This window comes from Neobacillus drentensis (genome assembly GCF_036962125.1).
Classification (GTDB): domain Bacteria; phylum Bacillota; class Bacilli; order Bacillales; family Cytobacillaceae; genus Neobacillus; species Neobacillus drentensis_B.
Genome location: NZ_JBALOA010000028.1, coordinates 1 through 17,839, shown reverse-complemented (window position 1 = coordinate 17,839; position 17,839 = coordinate 1). Strand labels below are relative to the sequence as shown.

The 17,839-nt window shown below is 38.7% G+C and carries 17 protein-coding genes; 4 read left to right on the top strand and 13 right to left on the bottom strand.

The annotated features are described in order from the left end of the window. Positions 1–7: 7 nt before the first annotated feature. Positions 8–1,462 (top strand): L,D-transpeptidase family protein, encoded by a 1,455-nt coding sequence (locus V7121_RS21250; RefSeq protein ID WP_420490574.1) that lies wholly within the window; start codon positions 8–10, stop codon positions 1,460–1,462. A 68-nt stretch (positions 1,463–1,530) separates the two neighbouring features. Here V7121_RS21250 and V7121_RS21245 read toward each other — a convergent pair whose 3' ends face one another. From V7121_RS21245 to V7121_RS21225, 5 genes are all read right to left on the bottom strand, one after another. Then, positions 1,531–1,752, bottom strand: coding sequence for a DUF1540 domain-containing protein (locus tag V7121_RS21245; protein ID WP_335547724.1), 222 nt, complete (start codon positions 1,750–1,752; stop codon positions 1,531–1,533). 73 nt (positions 1,753–1,825) lie between these two features. Then, positions 1,826–2,989 carry a DUF4317 domain-containing protein gene (locus tag V7121_RS21240; RefSeq protein ID WP_335496022.1) on the bottom strand — a complete coding sequence of 388 codons (1,164 nt, stop codon included), beginning with the start codon at positions 2,987–2,989 and terminating at the stop codon, positions 1,826–1,828. Positions 2,990–3,246: 257 nt separating this feature from the next. Beyond that, positions 3,247–4,671 (bottom strand): DHA2 family efflux MFS transporter permease subunit, encoded by a 1,425-nt coding sequence (locus V7121_RS21235; RefSeq protein WP_335547762.1) that lies wholly within the window; start codon positions 4,669–4,671, stop codon positions 3,247–3,249. Between the two features lie 30 nt (positions 4,672–4,701). Then, a complete protein-coding gene (locus V7121_RS21230) occupies positions 4,702–5,262 on the bottom strand; it encodes a TetR/AcrR family transcriptional regulator (RefSeq protein ID WP_335496021.1) in 561 nt (186 codons plus the stop codon). A gap of 191 nt (positions 5,263–5,453) precedes the next feature. Continuing rightward, positions 5,454–6,008 (bottom strand): TetR/AcrR family transcriptional regulator, encoded by a 555-nt coding sequence (locus V7121_RS21225; protein WP_335496020.1) that lies wholly within the window; start codon positions 6,006–6,008, stop codon positions 5,454–5,456. Between the two features lie 195 nt (positions 6,009–6,203). Between V7121_RS21225 and V7121_RS21220 the strand changes: the two genes are divergently transcribed. Next, complete coding sequence (locus V7121_RS21220) at positions 6,204–7,691, top strand: DHA2 family efflux MFS transporter permease subunit (protein WP_335496018.1); 1,488 nt, start codon at positions 6,204–6,206, stop codon at positions 7,689–7,691. Between the two features lie 378 nt (positions 7,692–8,069). Here V7121_RS21220 and V7121_RS21215 read toward each other — a convergent pair whose 3' ends face one another. Together V7121_RS21215 and V7121_RS21210 are read right to left on the bottom strand one after the other, a co-directional pair. Beyond that, on the bottom strand, positions 8,070–8,885 hold the full coding sequence (locus V7121_RS21215; RefSeq protein WP_335547722.1) for a DUF4405 domain-containing protein: 816 nt from the start codon (positions 8,883–8,885) through the stop codon (positions 8,070–8,072). 142 nt (positions 8,886–9,027) lie between these two features. Further along, complete coding sequence (locus tag V7121_RS21210; RefSeq protein ID WP_335547720.1) at positions 9,028–10,026, bottom strand: LysM peptidoglycan-binding domain-containing protein; 999 nt, start codon at positions 10,024–10,026, stop codon at positions 9,028–9,030. A gap of 231 nt (positions 10,027–10,257) precedes the next feature. Here V7121_RS21210 and V7121_RS21205 point away from each other — a divergent pair, with 231 nt between their 5' ends. After that, positions 10,258–10,674: a VOC family protein gene (locus V7121_RS21205; RefSeq protein ID WP_335496013.1), complete on the top strand. Its 417-nt coding sequence runs from the start codon at positions 10,258–10,260 to the stop codon at positions 10,672–10,674. Positions 10,675–10,767: 93 nt separating this feature from the next. On the opposite strand, the gene V7121_RS21200 is transcribed toward V7121_RS21205, so the two are convergent. The 6 genes from V7121_RS21200 to V7121_RS21175 all read right to left on the bottom strand — a co-directional run bounded on the left by V7121_RS21200 (position 10,768) and on the right by V7121_RS21175 (position 16,712). Beyond that, positions 10,768–11,589: a GNAT family N-acetyltransferase gene (locus V7121_RS21200; RefSeq protein WP_335496011.1), complete on the bottom strand. Its 822-nt coding sequence runs from the start codon at positions 11,587–11,589 to the stop codon at positions 10,768–10,770. A gap of 117 nt (positions 11,590–11,706) precedes the next feature. Then, on the bottom strand, positions 11,707–12,264 hold the full coding sequence (locus tag V7121_RS21195) for a Gmad2 immunoglobulin-like domain-containing protein (RefSeq protein WP_335547718.1): 558 nt from the start codon (positions 12,262–12,264) through the stop codon (positions 11,707–11,709). Between the two features lie 84 nt (positions 12,265–12,348). Continuing rightward, positions 12,349–12,699 (bottom strand): GIY-YIG nuclease family protein, encoded by a 351-nt coding sequence (locus V7121_RS21190; protein WP_335496008.1) that lies wholly within the window; start codon positions 12,697–12,699, stop codon positions 12,349–12,351. 192 nt (positions 12,700–12,891) lie between these two features. Further along, positions 12,892–14,139 carry an L-lactate MFS transporter gene (locus V7121_RS21185; RefSeq protein WP_335547716.1) on the bottom strand — a complete coding sequence of 416 codons (1,248 nt, stop codon included), beginning with the start codon at positions 14,137–14,139 and terminating at the stop codon, positions 12,892–12,894. 147 nt (positions 14,140–14,286) lie between these two features. Continuing rightward, the gene (locus tag V7121_RS21180; protein ID WP_335547715.1) at positions 14,287–15,054 is read right to left on the bottom strand and encodes a LytR/AlgR family response regulator transcription factor; all 768 of its coding nucleotides are present in this window, start codon (positions 15,052–15,054) and stop codon (positions 14,287–14,289) included. Then, positions 15,051–16,712 (bottom strand): sensor histidine kinase, encoded by a 1,662-nt coding sequence (locus V7121_RS21175; RefSeq protein ID WP_335547714.1) that lies wholly within the window; start codon positions 16,710–16,712, stop codon positions 15,051–15,053. The genes V7121_RS21180 and V7121_RS21175 overlap by 4 nt, the downstream gene beginning before the upstream one ends. A gap of 186 nt (positions 16,713–16,898) precedes the next feature. On the opposite strand from V7121_RS21175, the gene V7121_RS21170 reads away from it, so the two are divergent. After that, positions 16,899–17,774 carry a DUF6897 domain-containing protein gene (locus V7121_RS21170; RefSeq protein ID WP_335547712.1) on the top strand — a complete coding sequence of 292 codons (876 nt, stop codon included), beginning with the start codon at positions 16,899–16,901 and terminating at the stop codon, positions 17,772–17,774. Positions 17,775–17,839: the final 65 nt, after the last annotated feature.

Sequence of the window (17,839 nt, the reverse complement as noted above, 5' to 3'; positions counted from 1 at the left end):
GAGGGGAATGTTTATGGAACAAATGGTTAGTCGTATGGATAAGGAAAAAGTGAAGAAAAAGGGAAACTCAAACAAATGGTATAAAAACTGGAAGTGGATCACAACCACAATCATCATTATAATTGGTCTCTCACTTGCGGGGATGAGCTATTATCAAGCCAACCACTTTAATTCGCAGATTATTATAAACGGGACAAACGTTGGCGGACTGACCGCTGATGAGGCCCTTAAAAAATTAAAAACATCTGTTTTAGAAAACGTAGTCTATGTGGGAGAACAACAAATTTTCGATGGAAAAGACACCTTGATGGCTTTTACGAGTGAGGATTTGCCTGCCGCCAAGCAATTATTAAAGAAACAGTGGTCTTTTTTTCCATCATTTAAGGAAAAGAACCTTTCCTTCATGCCTGCCAAGCAGGATCAGTATCGAATCGAAACGATGAAGCAGCAAGTCGAGGATCAACTCCTCGCTATGAACGAGAGCTTAAAAGCACCTACAGATGCAAAAGCAAGTTTGAAAGATGGAAAAATCGTGATTTCTGAAAGCGTGAGCGGAAATCAATATGATGTTGCCAAGCTAGTAAAGGAATTCGTGAAGCAGGATTATAAAAGTGAAATCCATCTAAAACCCATCTACAAACAACCAATTAAGGAAGACAGTTTGATTGTTAAAAATGAGGAAAAGAAATTACAAGAACTTCTTCTACAAAAGGTTGATTATAAGGTACAGGATAAAGTTTATTCCTTAAAGGCAAGTGAGGTCATTAAAGATGCCTCTGTGTCAAAAGACTTGAAGATTAAGGTTAAAACTGACGAGTTGAAAGATAAAATAGCTGAGATTAATGAAACACAATCGACTTTAGATAAAAATTTCAAATTTAAGACCCATTCTGGTTCTTATGTAACTGTAAAAAGAACAGGCTATGGATGGGCGTTAGATGTGGATCAAGAAACAAAACAGCTTAAGACCGCTTTTGAAAAAGGAAAGCAATCCATTTCTGCTTCCAATATTATTGGTCATGGTTGGAGTGGTGAAGGCTATGGTTACGAAATGACTGCAAACAATGGCCTCGGTGATACCTATGCTGAAGTATCGATTGCAAAGCAACGGATTTGGATTTACAAAAACGGGAAATTAGTCGTCACATCCAATGTCGTTACCGGCAAACACAGCACCGGTAATGATACATCCAAAGGTGTTTGGTATATTCTCTATAAACGCTCACCTTCTATTCTTACAGGCAGAGAGCTCGGCGGAAAACCAAGTTATGAAGTAAAAGTTAATTACTGGGCCCCTTTTACGAATGACGGACAAGGATTCCATGATGCCGGCTTTCGGTCAAACTGGGCAAGTAATGCCTATCTAAACGCGGGATCACACGGCTGCGTGAACACACCACCAAGTGTCATGAAAACCGTGTATGAAAATCTAAATACGTACGAACCGGTTGTTATTTATTAAAAAGAAAGGACAGAGCCAGTACTTCCTCTTGTTGAAGTACAACGCCTGTCCTTTTACTTTTAATTGGTTTACCTAGCTTTTATACGTTTCTTTTTAAAGGTTTTACAACAGGTTTCAGCGGAATGCCCAGCGTAATCGGTATGATTTTTCTCACCTAATTCCGAAGACATTTCGGTATCATATCTTGCATGGTTATCATGTTCAACCATGATCTTTTCGGCTGTACAAACATTTCCTTTTCCATAAAACAAACAGTTGGAAATCGAGCAAGATACCTCAACATTCGGCATATACTACCTCCTAGTTAATGACCTGTTGCCCTTTTATTTTTTGTAAAAATCATTTTTTCATTCACAGGATATTCTAGAACTCCTCCGTTTCAAGTCGGAACCCTTCGATGACTACATCTTCATCAATCTCTAACAGCAAACATCGTTTTCCTTGGTACATAATGTATTTAATATTTTTGAGGTCTCTCGGGTCAATCGATAAATTTGCAACATTTGTATCGATTTTTATCTTTTTTGGAACTAAATTACTTGCTTTGAATTCGTGTGTTTCGTCAGAAATCACATCTTTAAAGGCATGTTCCACTTTGGCTGGATCCACATTTTCAACCCCACTGACCTCTAAAATCCGTCCGATGTCACGATAATCAAGCATAGGGGCTTCACTTTCTTCGTTTTCTTCATTCTCTTGGACCAATTTGTCGATTTCCTCATAAACGTTGGAAATGATCTTGGTACCTACTACTTGATCTCCGATAACCTTTGTTAAAATTAGGTCGAAAATATCCTTATCTTCCGCCGCAGTGATTATATCTTCACAATTAAGTACCTGTTCGATAAAGGTATAATCCGGTTGATTGGCTTTCCCAGCACAATAGAGAATATGGTTTACATCGGCAGCATTGTCAGTAAATGCCGGAAACAAAAATCCAGATAATGGAGACGCTAAATTAATAATCGGATCAAAGACAGTATTTGATTTAAATTCCTTTTCGATATAATCAAACAGCAACGCTTTTTTCGGCTGATCTGTTCGATTGAGACTGCAAAGGATGAACTGGTTGGAATAGACTTCGTCATCTCCGCCTTCTTCCGATTCCGGATCCCGCTTTCGCGTCGCTTTTCGATATTCCCCGCGGATAAATGTCACAACGGTATCAAATTCATATTTGGTTTGCGCAAACATTTTTCCGACGATTTCAAACATATATTCGATCCAAACTTCGGTAGTGTCTGCCTGCAACCCATCAAACAAAATGGTTTGGGTGCTGTCGTCAATATCACGTTGGAACTTAAGCTCAAACAATTTGGAATCAAGTTGACCTGTAAGTACTTTTTTGAAATTCATTAAAAACAATTCCTGTGTCTCCATTTCTAATAGTTGAAACGGCTGACACACATGATGATAAATCTCACCAGTTTCTTTCTGGACATAGACGTTGTAGATATCTCGAATCGACATGAGATCATTGTTTAATTTAAATTGTTTCCGAATATTTGCGATGTCATTTTTATTCATTAATTATTCAACTCCCATCCCGATTATACTGTTCAGACGGACAAATAGGAATACTCTTTAGCTCCTAATTACAGCCAAATAAATAAACCATTCGCAAAAATTCGTTTACGAATGGTAAGTTTGCTAGATTGAAAGTTAATAGATTACTCATGGGTACGGATCACTTCTTGGGAACCGTCTACCGCTATTACAATACTTTTATAATGATTGGCCATTTGCGCTAATCTCCATCTAAACTTCTGATATAAGATTTTGTCTTATGAATGCTGCGGCTTTTTCATGAATAATGACAGCACCACATTGATCACCGCTAATACTAAACTGATTATAAACACTAGTGAAGATCCCGTTGCTGCTGCTTGTGGCGGTTCATTCGCAACAGTTGCTAAGTAACTACCTTGTTTGGCTGATAAAACTGATACCATTACTGCAATACCAATCGCACCAGCAACTTGTTGGATCGTTTGAGTTATCGCGATTCCACCTGGATAGTACTGTTTAGGAAGCGAATTTAACGTGTTTGTTTGCACAGACGCAAGCACTGCCCCTATACCTAACATCATGACAATATGAGTTACAACAATCGCCCCTATTGCCGTGCCTGTGCCAAATTGTGAATAGCATACATAACTAATGGCTACTAAAATGGTTCCAGGTGTAATCACCGCTTTCGGACCATATTTGTCAAATAAACCACCAATAATTGGAGCTAATACACAGTTAAGTAAGCTACCAGGCAGCAGGATAAGACCTGTTGTAAAAGCAGCAACTAATAAAGCCATTTGCATATACATTGGTAAAATAACAAGCATGGACAACATATTGAAGAACGTGATAAAACTCATAATGACTCCAAGAACGAAAAGTGGGGAATGGAATGCTCTTAAATTCATCATTGGATTCTCCATTTTCGTTTGACGAATCGCAAAAATAATAAGTGCTACAAATCCTATGATAATCGATACAAAAACAGCTGTACTTGTCCACCCAACATCACCAGAAACACTAAAACCGTAAACAATACCGCCGAATCCAATCGTTGACAGAATAACAGATAATACATCTATAGAAACCTTACGTATCTCATTCACATTCGGTAAATACTTGATCCCGAAAATAAGAGAAAACAGTAAGAACGGGAGTGTAACTAAGAAAATCCAATGCCATGATAATGTATCTAAAATAAGGCCTGCTAATGTTGGACCTAGTGTCGGGCCAGCTAACATAACTAAGCCCATGAGCCCCATCGCAGCGCCTCGTTTATTTGGAGGAAAGATGGTAAAAATCACATTTTGAGTTAATGGTAAACTAATGGCTAATCCTGCTGCTTGAATGATACGTCCCGCTAATAACACACCAAAAACTGGTGCTGCTGCAGCTAGAATTGTACCGATAAGTAATAGCGAAACAGCTGTTATGAACATTTGACGTGTAGTGAATTTTTGCATCAAAATACCTGTAACTGGTATTAAAATACCTAATGTTAAAAAATAACCTGTTGCTAACCATCCGACCGTCGTAGCACTAACATTGAAAACACTACTTAATGCTCCTAAAGCTATATTTAATGCCGTTTCACTAAAAAGACCGACAAAACCTGCTACTAAAAGTGCAGCCATGATCGGGCCAGTCTTGAATTGTTCCTTCGCTTTCGTACCTGTTTTACTTTGCGTATGTGTCATCGTGTTAGTTTTGATTTGTGTATTCAATATTTAAAAACTCCTTATCATTTTAGGTAATACTTGAGAGATAACTCTTAACGGTTCAGACGCCTTTTGGGTCAAACAGAGCATCATGGCCCCCTCAATCGAAGCCGTCATCATCAGTGCAATCGAATGAGCCGTCTCTTCTGTAAATCCATCTGCAGTTAACTTATGAAAATAAATCGTTTCTATTTTTTGATACAACTCGGCACATGCAGTTCGAACTGGATCACTTACCGAAGCCATTTCGCTGACGATACTGCTAAAAGTGTATCCAGTAATCGTTCCTTCCTTTTCAAAATGAACGATTAATTGTTCAATCATTGCTTTTGTAGCCTCAATTGTTGTTGGATAACGTTCAAAAATTCCCTCGGTATCCGTTGTAATCGCTTCTTTCAAAGAATCAAGACAGGCGATTAGTAATTCTTCTTTTCCTAGTGGAAAGTGGTGATAAAGTGAACCTTTTGAAATATTGCATGCTTTTAAAATTTCGTTTAGTCCTACCCCTATATACCCTTTTTGTTGGAAAAGTGTTGTCGCGATATCGATTATCAGCGATTTTGTATCCATTCCCGTAGTACACCTCCCACCATACCAACCGGTCTGTTTGTTACTATAACAAATTTTTTTAAAATAAGTCAAGGAAATTTCTTTCATAACTTAGACACAATTTTCTGTCGAAATAAAAAAAGAGCGTTAATCCTTATAGGATAACGCCAAATTCAAGGACTTATTCAAATAACAAGTCAAACACGTCTTTTCTAGACCAACTTAATTATTTGGTCAGCCAAGTAATTTGAACTATAGGGTGTTCCTTCCTCAAGCCACCAAGTCACAATCCCGAGGGTTGAAGAAACGATAATTTCATTTGCCACTTTAAATGTACGTCCCCTCGCCTTACGATTTTCTTCCCATAGGGAGACAATTTCTAATATGATAGCAAAGACTCGTTTACGAAAATCCCTATTCTCGAGCATCACATTGTAAAGACCTGCATGCTGCTGAATATGTTCAAGAAATGGAATAAGCCGAGACCCCGTTCGGTTCCACTTTCCAGTCGACGTTTGCTCCTCATTCATAGGTGAAATCGTGTTGTACATCTCCATTAAAATTTCATCAATGATTTGCTCCATTAAATCTTCAATATCGCGATAATGTAAATAAAACGTAGCACGATTTAATTCGGCACGATCCGCGATACTTTGAACAGTTAATTTACTTTTATCGTAGTTCTCTTCGAGCAAGGAAATGAGCGCTTCTTTAAACATCCTCTTTGTCCGAATAATCCGCGGATCCACCTTTTTATTGTTAGACATTTTATCAGTCCCTTGACTATAATCCATTACTTTTGCGACAAATCTTATATCAAATGTCAATTAGTAAACACTTATCCTAAATGTGTAAATGGTTTGATTACTGATTACATGGTAGTATCTATTTTATTGACACTGTATCAATTAATAAATTAGATGTCAATTTGTTGTCATACGAAAGGAATGTGAAATAATACGATGAATCAAACGAATCCACCAATAAAAAGAGGTCTGCTTCTCTTCGTTCTCCTCTTAGGCTCATTCTTATCCGTCCTAAATCAGACAATACTGAATGTTGCTCTACCAGATTTAATGAGAGAGTTTGAGATTTCTGCAACAACAGTCCAATGGTTGTCGACTGGCTTTATGCTCGTGAATGGGATTCTAGTTCCTGCAACCGCCTTTTTAATGAAACGATTTACAACCAGGCAGCTGTTTATTAGTTCAATGGCCTTGTTGTTAGTTGGTACACTTATAAGCGCGATGGCACCTAGCTTCGCCTTTCTTTTAACTGGCCGGCTGATTCAAGCGGCAGGAGCCGGTATTATTATGCCGCTTTTAATGATGGTCGTTCTTGTCGTGTTTCCTGTGGAAGGCCGTGGAACGGCAATGGGGATGATTGGCCTGGTGATGGTATTCGCACCAGCCATTGGTCCGACCCTGGCAGGATTCATTATCGAAAATTATTCGTGGCGCTGGATTTTTATTGGGATGCTGCCACTTGTCGTCATCGTGATTGCTTTTGCCTTAAAATATCTAATCAATGTGTCGGAAACATCCAAGCCAAAACTCGACGTCATTGGGATTATTCTTTCAACTTTAGGGTTTGGTGCGCTCCTTTATGGATTTAGCAGTGCGGGAAATAAAGGTTGGGGAAGCGGTCTGGTGTTAACCTGTATAATTGGCGGAATGATTATTTTGGTCATTTTCTGCCGACGTGTGTTGACTTCAGCGGATCCTTTATTAAATATCCGAGTTTTTACAAATAAGATTTTCACAATGACAGCTTTAATAAATGTTTTGGTGACGATTGTTATGTATGGTGATATGATCCTGCTTCCTATATACTTACAATCCAGCCGTGGTTATACAGTCCTCGATACGGGCTTATTATTACTTCCAGGCGCAGTATTAAATGCGTTGATGTCACCGATCTCGGGGCGCTTATTCGATAAATTCGGGGCAAAACCACTCGCTCTTATCGGGCTTATCTTTATTATCCCTGCCCTATGGGGTGTGACCGATTTAAGTGAAACGACAAGTTATTCCTATTTGATGATCCGGACGATTGTCTTGCGGATTGGAATTAGTTTCCTAACGATGCCGATCAATACTGCTGGCCTTAATGCCCTTCCTAAACAATTAAATGCTCATGGTTCAGCCGTCACTAACACCGTCCGCCAAGTAGCAGGTGCGATTGGCACAGCACTAGTTGTTACGGTTATGACCACAAGTGCAACGAACCATGCTGAAGAGTTAATGAAAGCTGGAGGAGCGATATCCAAAGCACAAATGATTAAGGAGTCTTCGATCATTGGCGCAAGTGATGCTTACATGTTTACCTTAATAATTGCCATCATCGCCTTTCTGGTAACTTTAACGATGCCTAATCGTAAGGCTGGAATGAAACAAGAAACAACAGCAATCGAGCAGCAGACCAATACTAATACAGTTGAAGGTCATTAACAATATGGAAAAGGCGATGCCAGCAGAAGCATCGCCTTAGATTGTCTATCATTTTTGGGATTTATTTCTAAAAATATGTAACTTTTATTGATTCGCTGATTGAACTTCCATATTCGCTGATTGAACTTGTAAATTCGCTGATTGAGCAGCTATATTTAAAATTTTGTGTAAAATTACACTTTTTTATTTGGATATTTATGATAAATTTTATGATAAATCTATTCAATGAGCGAATTTTGGACTTCTATGAGCGGATTCTCAGCTTCAATGGGCGAATATCACACTTCAATGAGCGAATTTAAAAATATCAATCATTTAGAGGTTAAAGGGAATGCCAACAAGAGGCATCCCCTTTAACTATTTATATACAGATCGTTCTTATGATAATTTAGGCTCCATTTGTCTAGATTTCCGTTTCTTCCGTAAGATGCGCTTTTCTATATAATAGGTCGGAATGATGATGGCTGCCCAAATGGCAAAATAGTTAAGGACGACGAGGAATGGATTGCTTTTACCACCATGTCCCTCTTTGCCATGAAATTTCTCTCCACGAAAATCTCCGTTTGGCGGCCCTTGTCTAGTTTCTGACGTATTCCCATTACTCCCATTATTAACTGTCTGACCACTTTGCTCCTGCTTAAATTCCCCCATGCTAAAGGTTGCAGTGGAAGAATACCATTGAATTCCACCGGCCAAAATGGCAAGGGACAGAACAAAGGAGGCGATAACACCCTTCCTAAGTTTCCCTTCCTTGGATTTAAATGCTTTTTTACAAATAGTCAGGATCCATTGCCAATGTACCCCTACATGAAGTCCGACGAATGCAAGTGTTGCATCAGCAGATAACCCATGGAGTTCACGGAGTGCGTGCCCCCCTTGAATGGCGAAACTTGGAAATACAACCTTAGATATTAAGATACCAGTTATAATGACTGCAGCCATCGCAATTAACAACAGAATATTTAACAGATAACTAAAGCGAGTTTTTTTCGGTAGTTTCGGGTCAAGAATCCTTTTAGTGGTATTTACGACCCAGCGGTAGTTCAAGCCAATGTGGACGAGTATGGCTACTCCGATAATTAGACCTGCAATTTCATGAAATGGTAAACCGTCTAAAACTCTCGGATTCATCAGTAACACAAACGTGATTGCCATTAGCAAATCGAGCACGATTTTTGTATAATTCTTCTTCATATTCATATCCCCCAAATTCATTTGATCTTTGCTGTTTCCTATTTTATTGAGCCAACCTTAAGAAAACCTTAATATCTTAAAAATCTAGGGAATGGTGCTGTTCATGCTTTTTATACTAAAAGGTAAATCAGCATTTGTGAGATTAGTTAAATGGCTTACCCGAAGAAATTTCCTGCATTTTTCTCGACACTAACGGATAAAAATTGTGAATAGCATTTGCCGTTGAATTCCCTCCAAAAAATCCAGTTCCAGGGCAGGTTTTTACATTGTAATCAGGACCTTTATCCAATACCCTTTCCTTCGTTCGCAAATTCCACCAGTGATGATAAGTAATACTGTCAATCGAAGGGGTTAATCCAAATTTCAAACAAAGCAGGGCCGTAACATAAACAATGCTTTCCCTCTGTTGGGCTGTCATGACATCATGACCAATATCGAAGTTGCCCACATGTTCAATCGCGATTCCTGTCAAGTTAGCCTTTGGCCCAATGGTGCCGTCAGGAGCGATATTGAATGGTCTTGAAACAGCTATTCTTCCATCTGGAAAAGTCGTGATGTTTTGCGCAATATTCTTCCAACCCATTTTCCTTTTATGAAAGTTTTCCATCCCCATTAGCATTCGAAAATGATTAGATCCATGAAACTGCTTGTATGACGGTAACCAAGTGTGGTGTTGTTGGATAATCGTTACTTTTCTATTCACCTTTGTGTTAAATAACCAATCCCTAAATTCCTCCCTTGTCATCAGGATGTGCTGTCCTTGCATGGTCATTTTTTTAGGAGGAATTTTTAATACTTGCCCAATAAACAGTTGTTCGGAGGTTAGTCTATTCTTTGCTTTAATACTTTCGACGGATGAATGAAGGTCTGCAGCAATTTCCCGCAAGGTATCACCTGCCACAACTTCATAGGTGATAGGCACCCATAACTTCTGGCCAACTACTAAATTATTGGATTGCAAACCATTGCTGACCTTTATTTCATCCGCTGAGGTTTCATAACGACGGGCAATTTGAGGTAAGGTATCCCCAGCCTTGACCACATAAATATTCCTCTGATTATTTTCAGCCGCATGGGCTGGAATGAACGGTATCAGCATCGATAAAATTATACAAACTACTATGATAAGATTTCTTTTCACTTTAATTATCCTTTCATATGGAAGCATGTCGCAGAGCTATTTTATTCTTTTTAGTTTGCAGGTCTGCGATGAGATTATTCTTCAATCTACCTTTCTCGACCAACTTCATTCAGATAATGAAAGACTTTCTTAAGGCTTGCTGTTATTTCCACAATAGAAGGATAAATTATACAAAGCATGGAATTTATATAGGGATACAAGTGTTTACTCTATAATGGGAGGTTGTTAGGTATGTCTCGAGATTTGTGGTTAAATCTGCCGGTGCGCGAACCAGAACGGGCAAAGGAGTTCTATATGCAGCTTGGTTTTCGGTTGAATGAGCAATATGTGAGTCAGGACGGCTCATTTTGCTTAATCGTGGGTGATAATCGAGTAGTTTTGATGTTATTCCCGGAAAAAGTGTTTAGAGGTTTTGCGGGTAATGCGGTTGCGGATTCAAGTCAAGGAACGGAAGTGTTATTCTCACTGGGGGCGAACTCTAGGGAGGAAGTCGACGAGCTAGCATTGAAAGCTGAACGTGCAGGCGGTACTGTCTTCAGTAAGCCGGGAGAAAATGGCGGATGGATGTATGGCTGCGGTTTTGCGGACCTAGACGGTCATCGATGGAATGCATTGTATATGGATATGAGCAAGATGCAGCAAGGCTAAAATAAAAATACGAAATGGCTCAGTTTTGTTAACTAAGCCACTTCGCATTTTTATTTTAGTATTAGGAAATTCCTACTCTCTTTAAAGTTACAATCATTTATAAATATAGTAATCCTGAGAGTGGTACGCTCTAAATCCACAGGATTCATAGAGTCTAAGGGCATGGGCATTTTTAGCCTCTACCTCAAGAAAAATAGGCAGCCCTTTTTGATTCTTTCTGATGACCACATTAGATAATGCTTTTCTGCCAATCCCTTTTCCCTGAAGATTAGGAAAAATAGCAAACCCATATATCCATGCTTCACCATTCGATTCGGACACGCGCATTTTCCCAGCAGTGATTCCGTCTGCTTCGATAATGAGTCGCTGATCGGTAATCGTATTTCTTAACTCCTGATTAAACTCACGTGCGTCTTCTTCATTTATTCCAAATCCAAGCACTTCTAGTTGGATTTCTGCTTCGAAATCTTCATCTGAAATGGAGGGCCTTAAGGTCACCTGGGGATCCTCGAACAATTTGGTTTCATGCCATTTCATTTGATATTCAGCAATCGAAAATTCACACGGAATATTCTTTAAAAACTGCTTGGCTGTTTGTGAATCTGTTGGGGCATTTAACAAAATCCTAGAGTAGGTGTTTCTCACTTCGACCATACCCTGTTCCATCAATACTGAAAATATCCCTTTTCTGCGGTAATCGGGGTGGACCATTCCGCACAGCTCTACTTTGTCCCCAAAACCATAGCAACCGAGAAATCCGACAAGTCTACCATCTTCATAGTGGAAGAAGTCTTCTTTTCTTTTTCCCTGCCGATTTTCAAGCATATCAAAATTCAACTTCAGCTGAAATCCTCCGTCTTTCTCACAGATATCCTGAAGTGTTTTTATCTCTAATAATTGTTCCTTAGTTACCATTCATTTCTCCCCCTGTTCATAAATCCCTTACTTTTATTCTAGATAAACCCGGTTCCTTCCTGCTTTTCATAGAAAAATTAGTTCTATTAGATTTTACCTGAGGGAGATGGAACGTTTTTAAGGCTTTGGAATGGGAATTTCTAAGGTATTAATCTTTGAACCATCTTTTGCAGAGAAAACAAATAATTCAAACCGAGCATTAGTTGAAGTAATTAACTCTTTGGCAAACTTTATTTCAAAATCTCCCCACGCAGGTGCGCCCGCTGTTTGATAATTGCTTTCTTTGACTACTTTCTTACCATCATAAAGGGCATATTGGAATACACCTTCAAAAACCTGAGCTTTCCCCTTCACAATCATCTCATTTTCTGTAGCCTTGACGATCACATCTTTAAAGATTTCATTTTGATAAACCTTTTCCTCTGGATTATTGGGAGCGGGCTGATTTGGTGTGGATGGATTTTCTCCTTTTGGTTCGGATACACTTGGTTTAGGTTCGGTTACGTTTGGTTCAATTTCAGGTTCAGGCTCGGTTACACTTGGCTTTGGTTCAGTTACACTTGGTTTTGGCTTCGATACACTTGGTTTTTCTTCAACTGATTGCTGATTGTTACAAGCCACTAAGCCGATTGCTGCTATGACGATCATGAATAAATAACCGATTTTCTTCATCATTGCACCCCGCTTATTCTTTTTATTTATTATATTTTTAAATCTTTATATATAAACCTCCACTAATAAATAATCAGTTATCGAGGTTTATTTCTTTGTATGATATCCATTCTCTCCATATGGTTGGATCTGATCAAACCACTTCTCTTCCAGTTTGTGCAGCTCCTCTTTTTCATTGAAGTATCCCGTTTCCTTCTTCTTGAGAATTTCTAAAATATTAATTTCAAAGGCATCCTTTCCAAATTCTAACCATTCTTTTTGCAGCTCTTTATTCTTGTGCTCGTCCATATCAAGCATGAATTTTACCCCATTTAACGTTTTCATGTTCTTTGTACTGGCGATGAAGCACTTCTGATTTTTAGTATTTTTAATTTGATAAACCCCGGCTTCTACAGGAGTTTCTTTATATAACTGCTTCAATTCTTTTTTACGATCCATATGATTCCCCAACTTTCTTGAATTCTCTTCCAACTAAGGTGTATACATACTATATTTTAAAACAAAGTTAAATAATTTAATATATAATCAATAGATTTAGAACCAAATTTCACTAGAATAAATTCTAGGTTTTTCATAATTCAAAAGGCAGCGCCCACAATTGGGGACGCTGCCTCTATTTAAATCAATCTATTAACTTGCACGTGTTTCCGGTGAAAGGCTGCGAATCTCGCCATGATTCCTTTTTTTCTTCGCTTTGGGCTCACCAAAATTTGGTGCCTTGATGGTCATGGCGATGATCAATGAAATAATGCTTAGTACGGCAATCAGCTTAAAGGTAGGTAGGAAACCACCTAAGGCTGAAGCAATAAATGATCCGGAAATGGCCCCGATCCCAAAGCCCTGATAGATAATTCCGTAGTTTTTGCTCTGATTTTTCAAGCCAAAGAAATCGGCTACAATTGCAGGGAATATGGTAATATTACCGCCAAAACAGAAGGCAATCCCTGCAACACAGGCAAAGAACAAGCCATAATTAAGTGGGACAAAGCTTAATACGGTTACTGCCGCTGCTGTGACAAGTAGTGCTCCTGATACCACTTTTAACCGGCCCACTTTATCTGATAATGCTCCGAGAATGATACGCCCGCTTGTATTAAAGATGGCGACTAATGCCACAGCATTACTTGCAGTTTCAATATCAAGCCCTACTAATCGAACACCAATATCCTTTACGACTCCAATCAAGAATAAGCCGCTCATACACGCTGTGAAGAAAACAATAAATAATAGATAGGCTTGCTTGGTTTTAAGCATTTCTTTCACAGTGAAATCTTTTTGGGTAGTTCCACCAACAGTTTGCGCCTGCTGACTCATTTTTGCTTCGCGGACTAAGAATGAACCACCCACAACTAACAATAAGACGATTAATCCCCAGTATAAGAAGGCATGGGACACACCAACTGATTGAATCAGTGAACCGTTTATGAACTTAAATAACAAACTACCCGTACCGTACGCACCTACAGAAATACCAGAGATAAGACCTTTTCTCTCAGGAAACCATTTAATAAGATTAGATAAAGAGGTGATATAAGCCGTTCCGTCAGCTGCCCCAACAACCACACCTGCTAATATATAAAGCATCCATAATGACGATACCTGGGAACTAAGGATTAATCCTGCTCCAAGGACAAGACCTGCTGAACCAATTAAACGGCGAAGTCCAAATTTATCCTGCAGCTTCCCCGCGAACAATGTTGAGAATGCCAAGGCAAAACTAGTAATTGAAAATGTAATAGCTACTGAATTTAACTTCCAATGAAAGAGATCTACTAACGGCTGGTTAAATAGACTCCATGTATAAATCGTTCCTAATCCCATCTGAACAATTATCGTTCCTAACACAATTAGCCATCGACGATCTGTAGTTGATTTCATTGCGATCTCCTCTTTTCTTCCCTATAAAAATAATAATGTTTTAACATCCAACTTAAGTTGATCTTGTTTACATCATTATCATAGCATCGAAAAAAAGAGAGAAACTATTTTCAGAATGAGATGCCTATTATTCGGAATGAATGGAGGTTATAGATGCATAATTTGTCGAAATGCCTTCACTTTGCTTCTGCTTACCGGAATTTCCTCGCTAAGATCTCTCAACCGCAGTATGTAGGTTTGATTAAACCATGGAACAATTTCACGAATTTTCGTCAAGTTAACGGTATAGGAACGGTGACAGCGAAAGAATTGGCTCTCTGGCAGCAGGGAATCAAATTCGGTAATACTCATCGGCATCGTGTACTCCTCCTGCTGGGTATAAACTAAGGTAACTTTTTCACTGGCTAGCGCGTAATAGATATCATTCACGTCTGTGACGATAATTTTGTCATTTTTCTTTAAATTGACCCGACTAGAATTCTTTAAAGGGATTTCATTTTGCTGCCCTTTTGGTATAGGATGTGCAGTTGTCGGTTTGGATTCGGCAAAATCTCGTTTATAGGCAGCTTCTAGTCGACTTAACATCGCGGCAATCCGCTTCTCATCATAGGGCTTTAAGATATAATCAAACGCTTCTAGTTCAAAGGCTTGTGCCGCGTGCTCCTTGTAGGCAGTGGTAAAGACAATGTATGGTCTCTTAGTAAATTTACTGATCGTGCTTGCCAACAGCATTCCATCCAGGGAAGGAATATTAATATCCAAAAAAATCACATCTGTATCTTGCTCCTGTAAAAATTTTAATACATCTAAGCCATCGTCAAAGAAATGGGTTACCTCAATCCCGCTATAGGTCTCAACTAAATATTCCAATTCTTCGCGAGCTGGTATTTCATCTTCTACAATAATCGCCCTCATGGGTTCTCCTTTTCGATATCAAAAAAGACTTCTGTTCCAGGTGACAAACGGTGAATTACCAATCCATGACCATAGATGAGTTTCACGCGCTGGTGAACATTATATAATCCGATTTTATTGGCCGGTACATCATCCTGCTGCAGCTGCTGAATGACCTCTTCTTTAATTCCAGCCCCAGTGTCTTTCACACTAATTCTTACTTTGCTGCCCAAATCCTTAACTGAAATGGTCACCACCCCTGGTCCTTTTTCCTTTAAGATTCCATGGATAATGGCATTTTCGACTAATGGCTGGATGAGCAAGCTCGGTATGTTGACATTTACCTCGTCAATATCGTATTGCACCATTAAACGGTTTCCAAAACGGGCCATCTCAATCTGCACATAATCACGGACTTGCTCCAGTTCTTTATGAATATCAATCAATTCATCACTAACTTCTAAATTGTAGCGCATATAGCCGGATAGATTGATAATCAACTCACGCGCCTTGTCTGGATTTCTGCGTGTAGTAGAGGCAATCGCATTTAAGGCGTTAAACAAAAAATGCGGATTAATTTTTGTTTGCAGAGCCTTCAGCTCCGCCTTATTCGCAGCTTCCCTAATCTTTTCAATCCGGGAAACCTCCATAAGTGTAGAAATGATTTGCGAAAGTCCGATCGCCATCGTCTGGAGCGAAAAGGTCATTTTATAGGCTTTGCGGTAATAAATCTTTAGCGTTCCCGTCACCTCTCCGTGTTCCTCAAAAGGGACAATGAGTAGAGAGTGAATTTGAGGTGTATGGTGATCCTCCACTTTATTTCGAATAATGAATTTCCCGCTATGAATCACCTCTTTTGTCAAATCACTAATGATCTCCTGCCCAATTTTATATCGTTCTTCACCAAAGCCAACATAAGCCAGGACATTATGGGTATCTGTAATCGCAACCGCATCAGCCTTTATTTCGTTTTTAATCACACTGCAAATCTTCTTTAATGAATCAGAATTTATCGACCGAAAATATGGCAGCGTCTTATTTGCAATATCTAAGGCTAACTTTGCTTGTCTCGCTGCAATCATTTCCTTTTCACCTTCGACGCTCATCACAAGTAAAACAATCAGGCCAATATTAACCTCCCCAATAATCATAGGAAAGGCGATTTTAGAGACAATATCCAAACCAAGTTCGAATGGATTCGCCATCGCAAGGATCAGGATCATCGTCAACATTTCGGACAACATTCCTGCGGCTATTCCATAAATCCACCGCAATGATCTCTTCACTCTTCGGTTAATATAACCAGATACGATTCCCGCTATAATGCTTGTAATCAGACATGGGATTGATGTAATTCCACCAATATCAATTAAATAGCGATGGACGCCTGAAACAATACCGGTAATGATTCCTACCCAAGGTCCAAACAAAATACCGCCTGAAACAACAGCGACAATCCTGACATTCACAAGTGATCCTTCCACATTAATCCCTGAATAGGTACCAAATATGGCAAATAAACAAAAGACAAGAGTAATGATAGCTCTTTCTGTAGGTGAATGGCGGTCTTTTTGAAGCGACTCCTTAAATCTTGGGATCCGTATCATAAAGAAAAGGGATATCAGTAGCAAGGCAGCCCGTTCAAAAATATGGATCAGCATTTCTAATGTTGTATTCATCTAAAGATCCTCTCTCTATTTCTAATAGCATAAACTCAAATTAATCCTTGGGGTAATTCTACCATAACCTTGGCCCATTTTTCTCTTCGCTAGAGGAAACAGGCTCTTTTATTAGGACAACATCTCCCCGTGACACATATAGATGCATAGTAAACATCATAAATAATTTTAAAGGGGAAGATTTTTATGGAAAAAGACATCATGAAAATGTTTATTGGTAAAGTTATCAAGGTTGATCGTGGAGGACCAGAATCCAAAATTGGAATGGTACTGGATGCAAGTGACGATTTGATTGTCCTTCTCACGGAAGATGATGGGGTTGTTTACTATAATATTAAACATATTAAAAGTTTTACAGATAACATTAAGGATGAAATGAAATTCGACATCGACGTGCCAAAAGATTTTAAATTTATCAAAGCTACTAATTTCCATGAACTACTTGCCTCTTTGAAATTTAAATGGATTAAAATTAATCGTGGGGGTCCTGAGAAGTTAGAGGGTGTACTCACTGAGGTGGATAATGACTCTGTTTTTTTAATTAATAATCAGGAAATCGTTCGCCTTTCCGTGTCCCACATTAGAAGTATTAGTTATGGATTAATAATTAAAAAGGCTGAGGAAGAAAAATCTGATCAACAAAAAACAAAAGATAACAGTCAAAATAAAAAGAATCATACCAACAGCAAAAAGAAATCTTCTCAAAAAACAACTGCTAAAGATGGTGAAATGTCTCTAGGATATCCATTATCCACAATGGTAACTTCGGAAGAAACAGTGGTAGAAGTAGAAGCGGCTGAAAGTGACCTATCAATGCCAGGAGAATTTTTGCAAAATACCGATGTTGAAAACTTTGAGAGTGACCTAGAAATTCCTTTAATCAAAAGTGAATTTTCGCAAGATACAGCTGTTGAAAATGCTGAAAGCGACCTAGAAATTCCTTTAAACTCAAGTGAATCTTCACAAAAAATTGCTGTTGAAGAGGCTGAAAGTGATCTAACCATTCTCTTTTCTGTAATGGAAAAGTTTATCCGAAAATATACGAATGCTAACTTAAATTAAATATTTTATAATCCACACGTCTGGAAATTTATGAAAACTATCAATCTATAACATAGAAACAGCAA